9 protein-coding genes are annotated in these 13,053 nt (G+C 37.5%); 7 read left to right on the top strand and 2 right to left on the bottom strand.

The features are described 5' to 3' along the window. Positions 1–145: 145 nt before the first annotated feature. From brnQ to msrB, 6 genes are all read left to right on the top strand, one after another. Complete coding sequence (brnQ, locus tag H7T98_RS05440; RefSeq protein WP_201061448.1) at positions 146–1,474, top strand: branched-chain amino acid transport system II carrier protein; 1,329 nt, start codon at positions 146–148, stop codon at positions 1,472–1,474. A 160-nt stretch (positions 1,475–1,634) separates the two neighbouring features. Then, positions 1,635–4,109 carry a dynamin family protein gene (locus H7T98_RS05445; RefSeq protein WP_155197949.1) on the top strand — a complete coding sequence of 825 codons (2,475 nt, stop codon included), beginning with the start codon at positions 1,635–1,637 and terminating at the stop codon, positions 4,107–4,109. 20 nt (positions 4,110–4,129) lie between these two features. Further along, on the top strand, positions 4,130–7,531 hold the full coding sequence (locus H7T98_RS05450) for a helicase HerA domain-containing protein (protein ID WP_201042800.1): 3,402 nt from the start codon (positions 4,130–4,132) through the stop codon (positions 7,529–7,531). Further along, entirely contained in the window at positions 7,528–8,097 is a 570-nt protein-coding gene (locus H7T98_RS05455; protein ID WP_073686880.1) for an HNH/ENDO VII family nuclease, read from the top strand. The genes H7T98_RS05450 and H7T98_RS05455 overlap by 4 nt, the downstream gene beginning before the upstream one ends. Beyond that, on the top strand, positions 8,097–8,501 hold the full coding sequence (locus H7T98_RS05460; RefSeq protein ID WP_073686879.1) for an SMI1/KNR4 family protein: 405 nt from the start codon (positions 8,097–8,099) through the stop codon (positions 8,499–8,501). Before H7T98_RS05455 ends, H7T98_RS05460 begins: the two co-directional genes overlap by 1 nt. A gap of 146 nt (positions 8,502–8,647) precedes the next feature. Beyond that, positions 8,648–9,598, top strand: coding sequence for a peptide-methionine (R)-S-oxide reductase MsrB (msrB, locus tag H7T98_RS05465; protein WP_110981485.1), 951 nt, complete (start codon positions 8,648–8,650; stop codon positions 9,596–9,598). 885 nt (positions 9,599–10,483) lie between these two features. Here the strand turns inward: msrB and H7T98_RS05470 are convergent. Further along, positions 10,484–11,833 (bottom strand): MATE family efflux transporter, encoded by a 1,350-nt coding sequence (locus tag H7T98_RS05470; RefSeq protein WP_201061450.1) that lies wholly within the window; start codon positions 11,831–11,833, stop codon positions 10,484–10,486. Positions 11,834–12,004: 171 nt separating this feature from the next. Here H7T98_RS05470 and H7T98_RS05475 point away from each other — a divergent pair, with 171 nt between their 5' ends. Then, positions 12,005–12,421 (top strand): pyridoxamine 5'-phosphate oxidase family protein, encoded by a 417-nt coding sequence (locus tag H7T98_RS05475; protein WP_004182302.1) that lies wholly within the window; start codon positions 12,005–12,007, stop codon positions 12,419–12,421. A gap of 58 nt (positions 12,422–12,479) precedes the next feature. On the opposite strand, the gene H7T98_RS05480 is transcribed toward H7T98_RS05475, so the two are convergent. Beyond that, positions 12,480–13,053, bottom strand: a 574-nt coding sequence (locus tag H7T98_RS05480) for an IS3 family transposase (protein WP_201061452.1), incomplete at its 5' end; no start/stop codon positions are given.

The following is a 13,053-nucleotide window of genomic DNA, read 5'->3' on the forward strand; positions in this document are numbered from 1 at the left end:
ATTTTAAAAACCTTTGTAAATAAGTTTCAATAGCTTGAAGTTCCAAACTAATCATGTCATACTAAATAAGTTGACTAAAATTGTAATAAACAAGTTGTGTCTATTTGGGGCATAAGATCTTGTTTGTTTTAGATTGGAGAAACTTATGTTAAAAAAGGGAAGCCTTACAGCTTTATTGTTGTTTGGTATGTTCTTTGGAGCGGGAAATCTGACCTTTCCCCCTCAGTTAGGCTTTGAATCTGGAGGTCATTTTTGGCCAGCCATTGCCGGCTTTGTCCTATCAGGTGTTGGTATTGCCATCCTAACACTGGTTATCGGGACTTTAAATCCTAAGGGTTACATTCATGAGATTTCTCAAAAAATCTCGCCTAAGTTTGCCCTAGTCTATTTGGCAGTACTTTATCTGTCCATTGGTCCTTTCTTTGCCATTCCTAGAACGGCGGCCACCGCCTTTTCAATTGGCTTCTCGCCTTTGATTGGAAGTGGACATACTAGCCTTTGGCTCTTTGTCTTTACCGTAATCTACTTTGCTCTAGCACTTTGGATTGCCATGAATCCATCTAAAATTTTAGATAGTATTGGACGTATATTGACGCCTATCTTTGCCATCATGATTGTTGTCGTTATCGTGGCAGGAGCATTTAAATATGGTGGTCACAATCCTCAGGATGCAAGTCAAGCCTATCAGGCTTCTGCTTTTGGTAAAGGATTCTTGGAAGGCTACAACACCTTGGATGCCTTGGCTTCTGTGGCCTTCAGTGTAGTAGCAGTAGTCACACTCAACCAATTAAGCTTCAAGTCTAAAAAAGAGTATATCTCAACGATTTGGGTCGTTGGTTTCGTAGTGACGCTTCTCTTTGGTGCTCTGTATTTGGGATTAGCCTTTTTGGGGAATCATTTCCCACTCCAAGTGGCGGGATTACCAAAAGATGCCAATATTGGTGCAAGTGTCTTGTCACAAGCCACACAGGCCATCTTTGGACCAGCGGCTCAGATTTTCCTAGCTATCATGGTGACAGTGACTTGCTTCACAACAACCGCAGGACTTATCGTTGCGACTGGGGAATTCTTCCACAAGGCATTTCCGAAAGTATCTTACAAGGCTTACGCCATTATCTTTACCTTGATTGGGTTTGCGATTGCCAACTTGGGACTTAACAATATCATTGCTTTCTCAGTACCAGTGCTTTTGATTCTCTACCCAATTACTATCACGATTGTCATGATTGTGATTGCCAACAAGTTCGTGGCCTTGTCTAAACCTGGTATGCAAGTGACAGTTGCAGTAGTCACACTGATTGCCTTGCTTAGTGTAATTGGAAGCCAGTTTAAACTTGCGGGACTCAATGCCCTGATTAACTTCCTCCCATTGTCGAGAGCATCATTGCCATGGTTGATACCAGCCATCTTGTGTATCCTCTTGTCTCTCGTCTTACCAGATAAAATCAAGAGCGAAAGCTTCGAAATGGAATAAACATAAAATCCTATCACAATTGTGGTGGGATTTTTTGTGTGGGGTGGAAAATGAGCTAAACATTAGATAAATAAAAATAGTTAGATTTTATAGAAAGCGCATACAGAAAACCGTTTGCTGTGATATAATACACTTGTATTATTAAATAATCGGAGTAATTATGAATAAAATTAAAGTTGTAAGTAATCCTTACGAAAAGATAGTAACTTTTAGCCGTTACGACTTATCTAGTGAAAGTTGGATAACAATAAATAGTGAGAATAACTCAAATAGTAAGTTAGTTTCAGCCGTTTTTCAACGTGGCTTTTTTCCCTTTAAGGTATATGATATTTTAAAAGAAATTGAAAATGAATATTCTATTCCTGATGAAAAACTAGAATTAATTTTTGAAGGGCCTAATGATGAGAAGCAACAGTTAGAAGAGGCTTTAAAAGATGAGCGGTTTTCAAATATTATTTTGTCATCATCAACAAACTATTTAGAGAATGCACGTGATGTTCTGCCAGAAATTAATCGTATTTTTAGAAATCTTGAGCCACTGATTATAAAGAATATTGGTGAGAGCAACAAGGAAATTGAAGCACAGTTAAAACGCTTTTCGGATGCTTCGGGAGATACAGTTCCTATCTGTGTGCTCGGAACTTATAGTGCAGGAAAGTCGACCTTTATTAATGCTTTGATTGGACAGGAATTACTTCCAAGTGCTGAGACTCCCGTGACCGCTAAAATCTATAAAATCACGGCTAGTACTTATGAAGATCGTGCTAAAATCTCTTTTGTATATAAAGAAGAGAGAGTTGTTCTCAGTTTCTATGATGATCAAGTGTTTTATGATGGATTAAATATGAATGATTCATTTGGTAAGAAAGTCGATGGTATCTTGAATACTTCTTTTGATTCAATTATTTCAAAGCTATATGCAATATTAGAAACTATCAATGATTCTACTGATAAAGATATTGGAGATTTAATCGAAGTACATGTCCCATTTTCGAAAGGTATTTTAGGAGATGTAGGTTCAAAAATTACAATATTCGACACCCCGGGTTCTAATTCATCAACCAATAGTCAGCATTCAGAAGTTCTTGTAAATGCCATGGCTGGTATGTCAAATGGTTTGCCAGTCTTTGTTACTGACAGTAGTTCCTTAGACAGCACTGACAACAGTAATTTAAAAGAAAAGCTAATTTCAGTAGAAGGATTAGATGAACGGTTCACCATGATTGTGGTTAATAAGGCCGAGGCAGCGGCTTTAAGCTCGACTAATCTTAAAAGTGATTCTTTTAGAGATAGAATCATGAATCAAGCCATTCCAAGAGAGTTGTATGCTCAAGGTATTTATTATGTTTCATCAATTTTGGGACTTGGTGCGAAGTTGAAAGGGCATTTAGAGGGAGAGTTTTACTCTGAGCAATTTGATACGTATAGAGAAAAATACTCAAATCCTGAAACGAAATACTATAAGAAGTTGTATGAGTTTGATATCCTTCCAAGACAAATGTCTAGTACCGTTCGAGCAACTGCTGAAAAAAGTTCCGACCTTATTTATGCAAATAGTGGTTTATTAACCATTGAGGATTCTATTAAAACCTTTGTTGACCGCTATTCACACTATGACAAGTGTCAACAGGCAAAAGCTTTATTAGATAAACTACTATTGAGAACAAATGCAGTAATTACAGAGAAAAACGAAGATTTACGTAGTAGAGAGGCAGAATTAGAGGCTAATCTTGATGGCCAAAAATCTGTCATTGTTGAAAGATTGAAATCCACTTCATTATCCCAAAAAAATGACCTTTTGATCAAGTATCCAAAAGAAATGAAGATTTTCCAAGAGCGTCTAATGAAACAGATTGAAAAAGGGGATGTTTTAGATCGTTATAATGAAATACACAAAGAGATACTCTCATTAAATCCAACTTTAAATTTAACTGAGCATCAACAAATTGATATTAGTAATCTAAAATTAGGAAATATCAGTAATGAGTTTAGTAACTATCTCAGTGTTACACGTGAGAACAAGACAAAGAAAATCAATTTAGAGAATCTAGCTTCTGCACAAACAGTTGATTATTTTAGAAATCAATTTGTAGAAGAACTTTATTTGTCAAGGGTTGAATTTGAGCGTATTTCTAGCAGTTTTTGGTCTAATCATGCTTCTGAGATAAAATCTCATTTTGAGCGTATTATTTCAGGTGATATGGGGCTTGAACCAGAAAAACGTCAAAAGCTTTCTCACTTGATTCTATCTTATGAAGAGATAGATTTTACTCAATTGAATCTTGAAAAGTTTAGTAAAGAAGAACTCAGTTATGTCTTTAGATTGGGTGATTTTACTTTGAGATCAAGTAAAGTTAACGCGTCTGGCCTTAAGAAGACCTATAATGATTTATTTAAATCAAAGATGACAGAATTTGCAGGAAGTATTTGTTCGGAACACGAGAAAGCTTTTAAAATTTGGCTAGTAAATCTTACAAGTATAATTGTTCAAAATATTATTGAATTTAGTCCAGAATTAAGTGCTTTGAATACGAAAATTCAGAAAACAAGAAATGAAGTTGCAAGCTTAGAGGAGCAACAGCAACAAATTGAAAATTATACTAACCAGATTAAACAAATGATTACTTGGAAATAGTTTTTTTGTAGGTGAATCTTATGGGAATAAAAAACATTATTAATAAGGCAGGAGCTAAGGCCGCAGATAAAGTTGCTAAACTTTCATCTTTGAGCCCTGAGCAACTCAAACAAGTTGAGGAGCAAAGAGAGAAATATCTAGCTGATCAACCTAATATTAGTGATGAGGAATTAACGAATCGCTTATTAGCTTCATGTGGAGTAGAGATTTTCAATTCGTATTTGGAACAGATAAAAGAACTCTATGTTCCTATCGAAAATAAGGTAGAATTTGGTACAGACTTTCAGGAATCATATAATATCAGGTATTTCAATATCACAAAATGGGTCGTTGACAAAAAAGAAAATAGTTTAGAAAAACTAGTTAATGTCTATGAAGTACTTTCTAACGAAGACTGTAATATTGCTCTCGTCTTCAATCGAACTGAGACCAATACAGAAGTTTTTCTGGCTGTAGTAAATACTAAGAATGATTCTGATAATGTCAATGTCGAAAATTATCGCAAGCGATTGTTAGAAGCCATTAAAGGTAATTTTCCTGGATCTACAGTTCAAAATGAGAGGGGAATTGGAAGGATTCCTTGTCTAGCAAACTCTAAGCCTTATTCGGTGGCAACGGTGTCTAATTTACCAACTGCCAAATCTGAAAAATTTATTAGTCAAACCATTGAAAAATTGATTGATGGTGTCATTCCTTCACAACCATCCGAAAACTATACCTTAATCCTCTTGGCAAGTCCTATCCAGGATATAGAAAATAGAAAGTTGCGTTTGTCTGAGCTATTTTCAGCCTTAGCTCCTTATGAAAAATGGCAAACCAACTATACTTTCACAGCTTCAGATGCAACGACCTCTATGGCTACTTTTGGAGTCAATGTTGGAGCCAGTGCTGGTATCCAACATGGTAAGAATCAGTCAGTTAACCAATCTTCTGGTGATACGCAAACAAGCGGTGAATCTCAAACGGATTCGTCTGGACAAACGGATGGTACCAATACATCTCATACAGATGGAACAAATAAAGGATCATCACATACTACTGGTGGCAGTCTTGAAGGGACGCCATTTGGAGTGGGAGCAACTGTTGACTATCATTACTCTAAAAATCATGGAACAAGTACTGCAGACTCTATTGGTCAATCGACTACAAAAACTGTTAGCCGTGCCCTCGCTAAAACCGCTAGTCGTGCCTTATCTCAAACGGTTGGACAAACCTTGGGCTCTTCAAGTGGTGTTAACTTAGGTTCTAATATCGGTGCTAATTTTGCGCGTGCCTCAAATGTGACTGCTACTCTTGGTAAGAACGAGGGCATTACCCAGTCCTTTACCAATCATAATATTTCCCACGCCCTTAAGGTCCTTGAAGAACAGATGAAACGTTTTGAAAAAGGAACAGCTATGGGTATGTGGGAGTTCGCTGCCTATGTACTCAGTGAAGACCAGAATATTGCGAATAATGTTGCTCATACATACTTAGCCTTGACCCAAGGAGAAGAGTCATTTATGAGTCAGTCTTCAGTTAATTTATGGAGAGGAGATTTGGGTGAGAGCAGTGGTGATGCAGAAGAAATAGTTGCTTATCTAAGAGAATTACGCCATCCCTTATTTGGACTGAATCCTAATCTGCTATTAGCTGATTCAACCTTTAATGTCTATCCATCTATTGTGACTCCAACAGTACCTCTTACTGGTCAAGAATTGGCCTTTTCATTGAACTTCCCTAGAAAATCTATTCCAGGACTACCGATTTTAGAGTGTGCAGAGTTCGGACGAAATATTGCTAAATTTGATGAAGAAGATGTTACTAATAAGATGCTTCATTTAGGAGATATTTTCCATATGTATCATAAGGAAGATGTACCTGTTAACCTTAGACAAAACTCTTTGGCTTCGCATGTTTTTGTAACAGGAAGTACGGGTTCTGGTAAGAGTAATACGATTTATCAACTCCTCAATGAAGGTAGAAATAATGGCTTGAAATTCCTAGTTGTTGAACCTGCAAAAGGAGAATATAAGCATGTCTTTGGTAATCACGACGATGTTTCAGTTTATGGAACGAATCCTCAGTTAACACCTTTGTTGAGGTTGAATCCTTTTAGTTTCCCTAAAGAAATTCATATCTTAGAGCATCTAGATAGGCTAGTCGAAATTTTCAATGTGTGCTGGCCGATGTATGCGGCTATGCCAGCGGTTTTAAAAAAAGCTGTAGAACAATCCTATCAGGATTGTGGATGGAATCTCCTTGAATCAACCAACCCTTATGGTAGACTGTATCCAAATTTCAATGATATAGCAGACAATATTAAGACGATAATTGATTCCAGTGAATATGATGATGAGAATAAAGGAGCTTACAAGGGAGCTTTATTAACTCGAATCGAATCTCTGACAAATGGAATTAATGGCCTAATCTTTTCAAATGATGAACTCACCAATGAGCATCTATTTGATTCAAATGTCATCGTTGACCTCAGTAGAGTTGGTTCCACTGAGACTAAATCTTTGCTAATGGGTATTTTGGTCTTGAAACTGCAAGAGTATCGCATGGCTAACGGGGATATGAATGCCGAATTAAAACACATCACTGTGCTTGAAGAAGCTCATAACCTCCTAAAACGCACATCAACAGAACAAATGGCTGAATCAGCTAATCTCTTAGGTAAAAGTGTGGAGATGTTGGCAAATGCCATTGCTGAAATGCGAACATATGGAGAAGGATTTATTATTGCTGATCAAGCTCCAGGTTTAATGGATTTGTCAGTTATCCGAAATACCAATACTAAGATTATCATGCGATTACCTGATTTTTCAGATCGTGATTTAGTAGGGAAGTCAGCTAATCTAAATGATGACCAAATCATAGAACTTGCCAAATTACCAAAGGGAGTTGCAGCAGTCTATCAAAATGAATGGATTCAACCAGTTTTATGTAAGGTTGAGAAGGTGGAATATGATAAGACTGACTATCAATATAATGGAAATAGTTATTTTGATACCTTAAGTCCGAGCATTAATTTAAAGTTAACTGCATTGTTAACAGGAAACAATTCATTTGATGAGATTACAAAGAAAGAATTAAAGTTTGATATTTTAAATTCTACTTTAAGTAGAAAATATGTTCGTCAAATTTTAGATTATTGTGATGAGACTGTTTATGAAGTGAAAATGACTCAAATTGCTCCAATTATAGCTCAATTATATCCGGAAACAATGAAGGCTATTCGTAATGTTGGAATGAAATCACAAGATTATAAAGCATTAACTAATGCTGTAATTAGAGAACTCCATAAAGAAGTTGATGGTCCATTGACGAACCAATTGCAAATAAATATTGTTCAGGCATTAATGACTCAGTATTACTTTAACGAGTTGAACGATAGTTCAGAACTTGAAAATTGGCAAAACAGAGGAGGGATATTTTGAGTATTGAAAAAGTTAAAAGAATAGACACAGGTGTCTCAAATATAGAGGCACAAAATACCTTGTTTAATCCTGATCTGAAATTAGGTACGAGTGAAGTCGATAATTATTCTCGAATAGAAGGTAATCAAATTACAAAAACTGAATTAACAGATGATGACCGATTAAAAATAATGGAAGAAACAGGTTGGTCAAAAGACTTAATAAGTAGTTTCAGATGGAAAGAAGAAGTTGAGGTATATAAGGATCAGAACCTAAGTGAAAAACAAGTTGATGGTAGACAGGTTTTACAACGAGGTGATATTGACCCTAACATCAAGGATGAACAAGGCAGAAATAATAAAGAACGAATGGAAAATGGTAAAGCCCCCATTGTTGATGGTAAGCCTGTTGAACTGCATCACATTGGTCAAAGACAGGACTCTCCATTTGCAGAGTTAACGAGTTCAGTACATAAAGAAAACTATAGAAATCTACATGATGTTCCTCCTCAACCATCTCAGATTGATAGAAAATCATTTGCAAAAGAAAAAGCAGACTATTGGAAGAAAAGAGCGGAGGATTTCTAATGTCAAACTTTATCAATAGAATTAAATCAATTAAGCATGTAGAATTTTCGAAAGGTGCAACCAAAGAACAAATTAGAGATGCAGAAAAGACATTACAACTAAAATTTCCTAAGGATTATAGTGATTATTTGAATGTGTTTGGATGTATTAGCTTTTTTGGAACTGAATGGACGGGGTTAAATGGAGCGGATTATCTAAATGTTATTAATGCAACTGTTGCAGCCAGAGAAACTTATAGTGATTTTCCGATAAACATGTTTATTATCGAAGATCTTGGATTTGATGGCTATTTAATACTTTCGAATTCTAAAGGGGCTATTTTTGAATGGCAGTATGGAAATTGCACTAAAATCCATACTAGTTTAGCAGATTATTTGAATGAGTGTTTAGAAAGGATAGACTAGTATATCATTAATGATTTATAGAATCTCACTACTCATGTTGGTGGGATTTTTTGTGTCTTTCCAAGTCACCATAAGTGCGAAATCTTCTCAAAAGCGTTACACTTAAGGCGTGGAGATGCAAGTATCTATTGAAGGGAGTGTTAAAAATGTCAAATCTAAATAATCAGATAATCTATCTTGCTGGTGGCTGTTTCTGGGGTGTTGAGGAGTACTTCTCTCGTGTGTCAGGTGTGCTTGATGCGGTTTCAGGTTATGCTAATGGGCGTAGTGAGACGACTTGCTATGAACTTATTGGTCAGACGGGCCACGCTGAAACTGTTCAAGTGACCTACGATACGAACAAGGTGTCATTGCGAGAGATTTTGCTACATTACTTCCGTATCATCAATCCCCTTAGTAAAAACAAGCAAGGCAATGATATGGGAACTCAGTACCGTACGGGTGTTTACTATACCGATGAAAATGACTTGCCAATTATCGAGCAAGTTTTCCAAGAAATGACTGAGCAATACGGTCAGCCTTTGGCGGTTGAATTGTTGCCTCTGAAGCACTTTATTCCTGCAGAGGATTACCATCAAGATTATCTCAAGAAGAATCCTAATGGCTACTGTCATATCAATGTCCATCAGGCAGCTAGTCCGGTCATTGATGCCAGTGCTTATCACAAGCCAAATCAGGAGGAGCTTAAGGAAAGCTTGAGTCCAGAAGCCTATACTGTAACTCAGGAGAATGGAACGGAACGGGCCTTTACAAGTCCTCTTTGGAATCAATTTGAGCCTGGAATTTACGTTGACGTGGTGACTGGCGAGCCACTCTTTTCATCCAAGGATAAGTTTGATTCAGCCTGTGGCTGGCCGAGTTTCTCTCGCCCCATTAGTCCTGAGGTAGCCAATTACAAAGAAGACCATTCTCACAATATGGAACGCATTGAGGTCCGTAGTCGTGTGGGGGATTCTCATCTTGGCCATGTCTTTCCAGATGGTCCAAGTGACAAGGGTGGTTTACGCTATTGTATCAATGGCGTAGCGACACGATTTGTGCCTAAAGCCGATATGGAAAAAGAAGGTTACGCCTACTTACTTGACCAAGTAGACTGATTATTCACTAGTATTAAGAGATTTTCTAGCAGAAGCTTATCATAAAATAAGAGGTTGGCACTGCTTGTTACCAGCCTCTTTTGCCTGTAAAAGAATTTATTGAAAGCCCTTTAAAGCTAACATAACATGTAACCTAACCGTTCAGGACAAAAAAGTGACCTTTCATTACATTTTTTAACAATTTGGGCAAAATTGTTTTACGTTTCAAATAAAAAAATAGTACACTATAATAGTGAGAAATCTGACAAGTGTAAATGTGTCCTTCTCCTTGGCTTTTGCTGGTTTTGGCGTCTGTAAACATTATTGTACTTTGTGTAATAATGAGTCTTCCCAACCTCCCAATATGATTTTATATGTCTTAACTTACCAAAACAAGACTAGCAAGAGAATACTAAGATATTTCCTTAAGAAGTAATGACAGCACTTGTTAGATTTTGTGATAACATTCAGATAGTCCTAAGGACTATTTTATTGTGCTAAACCTTTTTGACGGAGATTATTATGGAATGGATAAATAAACTAATCATATTAATAGCCATTTGTGTCTTGTGGTTCTGGTCTTTTCTTTTACTTCCTAAAACAGGGGAGAAAGTAGTTTATTTTTATCATTTCCTAGCTCTCTGTGGTTTAGTCATGATTTATGGTGCCCTAGTCGATCCAGCTGGTCTCTGTGATACTTTTTTCAATATTAAACATCTATGTTTTCATTAATGAATCCAGTTTGGTAATAGGTCAGGAAAATCTGAATATAATTAATCACTCATCAAAAGAAGCTTTCTGTGTATTGATAATAGTCTATCTGTTTTCAATATGCAGGAGGTTTTTTTCTGTATTATAGAGATTTGAGTATAGAAAAAGCAGTCGGAAAAGACTGCTTCAGGTGTTTTACTGTTGTGATTCGTATCGTTTGACGATTCTATTTAAGCGCCACTGGTAACAGAGACCACTGACGATAAGACTGGCAATCAGGCCAATCCAGTAACTATAGGGACCAAGTCCAGTGACTTTTTCAAGCAGGAAGCCAACTGGGAGGGTGATTCCCCAGTAGGTTAGGACACCGAGATAAAAAGGTACCTTGGTATCTTTATAGCCACGCAGAATTCCTTGAAGTGGAGCCGCAAATACATCTGCCACTTGGAAGAAGAGGCTATAGGTCATGAAAATGGCCGTCATTCTCAAAAAGTCAGGCTCATGCCCATAAAGTTCTGCTAAATCATAGCGCAAGAAGTAGAGGAAAATCAAGGTAAAGATAGAAAAACCTAGGGCTGTCAACCGTCCCAGCTTGCTGTAGCTCTTGACGGCATCCATGCGTCTAGCCCCAAATTCGTAGGAAATAATGATAGCCATGGCACTGGAAATGCTGAGAGGAAAGGCATACATGAGATTTGAGAAATTCATGGCCGCCTGATGACTGGCAATGACTAGGGATGGATACTTGGCCATAACTAGACCAACGCCTGAGAAGATGGCGACTTCCGCAAAGACGGTCCCCCCAATTGGAAGCCCTAGTTTCAGTGCGTCAAGCAGAGCCTCTTTATCAAGAGGTTGAATCCTTTCGATGTGGTAGGGTTTAACCTTCTTATGCTTTCTGATAACTGCGATGGAAATAAGGAGAAGGGCCCAGTAAGCCAATGAAGTTCCCAGACCCGCTCCGGCTCCCCCCAACTCTGGCAGATTAGCGATGCCATAGATGAGGAGGAAATTGAAGAAACCATTTAGTGGTAGAAGCAAAAGCATGAGGTACATGGACAGGCGCGTGAGGCCAAGCGCATCAAGAAAGGAGCGCACCACGCTAAAGAGCAGAAGGGGAATAATCCCAAGGCTCAAAAAGCGTAGGTAACCAAGAGCCACCTTTCTGACCACAGGTTCCAAACCTAAGTGGCCCAGAACTAAGGGGGCCCCCAGAAAAACAAGGGCAAAGAGAATCAGTGATAGCCCTAAAGCCATATAGAGAAATTGGTAGAAATCAGGTGCCACTCGGTCCTTGCGACCTGCCCCTAGATGGTGACCGATAATCGGAACCAAGGCAGAGACAATACCTGTTAAGAAGGTGAAAAAAGGACTCCATAAACTCGTTGCCATGGCTACCCCCGCCAAGTGTAGGGTATCGTATTGACCAGTCATGGTAGTGTCCACAAAGGCTGCCGAAAAGTTGGCAAACTGATAAATCAGTATGGGCACAAAAATCTTGAAGAAAACAAGAAATCGCTCACGGAGAGAATGTGTTTCGTGCATTCTGTTTTCCTTTCTAAATTAATTTTTCAAACATTTATATTTTCATTGTACTATAGATATGACTTGCTTTCAATCAGTTTTAAACTCAAAGAAACACTTTCCTTTCAATTTCTCGACTGACATTTTATAGGCTTTCATATATAATTAATCTAAGGAAATGAGGCTTTGAAAATGAACACGAAAACAGAATTTTTGAGAATAATGGCGGAACAAACAGAAATGGCCTTGGCAACTTCTGTGAATAACGTTCCTAATGTGAGAATCGTAAATTTCTATTTTGATCCTTGTGAAAACATTCTTTATTTTTCGTCCTTTAAAGATAATGACAAAGTTAAGGAAATAGAAGAAAATCCTTCTATCGCTTTTACCACTATTCCTCACACTGGAAACCAGCATGTCAAAGCCAAAGGTCTCGCAAAAAGAAGTTCGAAAACGGTAGTTGATATGGCAGAACATTTCATTGCAAAGGTTCCAGACTATAAAAAGACGATAGATTACGCAGGAGAATCGCTGATTCTATTTGAGGTGAGATTTGATATCGCTATTGTTACCAAAGATCTTGCTACCATCAGTACGTTAAGACTATAATAAAAACTCCCCTTATGGATCAGTAAATGTACTGACCCCAAAAAGTTAGACAATTAATTTATCCAAAGGATTTAGTTCTGTATTGCACAGGGCTAAATCCTTTTAATTTTACCTTAATGCGTTTGTTGTTGTAATAATCAATATAGTCTACAATAGCTCGTTCTAATTGATTAAGTGATTTAAACGTCTTCTCGTAACCATAAAACATTTCCGATTTCAAAATGCCAAAGAAAGATTCCATCATACCATTGTCTGGACTATTTCCCTTACGTGACATGGACGGTTGGATCCCTTTATCCTCTAAAAATTGATGATAATACTGATGTTGGTATTGCCAACCTTGGTCACTATGGAGAATTGTATTTTCGTAATGCTCCTCTGTGAAGGCCTGGTCTAACATAGCTTTCACTTGTTCTAAGTTTGGTGAAGTTGAGAGATTATAGGCAATAATTTCGCTGTTAAAGCCATCTAAAACAGGCGATAAATACAATTTCTGTGTGCTATTTGGAATGGCAAACTCTGTCACATCTGTGTAGCACTTTTCCATTGGTTTGGATGCTTCAAACTGGCGTTGAATGAGATTCTCTGCTTTCTTACCAACCTCTCCTTGATATGAAGAATACTTACGTTTA

Origin of the sequence: Streptococcus sp. 23.2 (assembly GCF_016648665.1) — a bacterium.
In the GTDB taxonomy this organism is placed as follows: Bacteria; Bacillota; Bacilli; order Lactobacillales; family Streptococcaceae; genus Streptococcus; species Streptococcus salivarius_E.

Coding starts and splice junctions, on each gene's coding strand:
- brnQ (WP_201061448.1), top strand. CDS start 146: ATGTTAAAAAAGGGAAGCCTTACAGCTTTATTGTTGTTTGGTATGTTC.
- H7T98_RS05445 (WP_155197949.1), top strand. CDS start 1,635: ATGAATAAAATTAAAGTTGTAAGTAATCCTTACGAAAAGATAGTAACT.
- H7T98_RS05450 (WP_201042800.1), top strand. CDS start 4,130: ATGGGAATAAAAAACATTATTAATAAGGCAGGAGCTAAGGCCGCAGAT.
- H7T98_RS05460 (WP_073686879.1), top strand. CDS start 8,097: ATGTCAAACTTTATCAATAGAATTAAATCAATTAAGCATGTAGAATTT.
- msrB (WP_110981485.1), top strand. CDS start 8,648: ATGTCAAATCTAAATAATCAGATAATCTATCTTGCTGGTGGCTGTTTC.
- H7T98_RS05470 (WP_201061450.1), bottom strand. CDS start 11,833: ATGCACGAAACACATTCTCTCCGTGAGCGATTTCTTGTTTTCTTCAAG.
- H7T98_RS05475 (WP_004182302.1), top strand. CDS start 12,005: ATGAACACGAAAACAGAATTTTTGAGAATAATGGCGGAACAAACAGAA.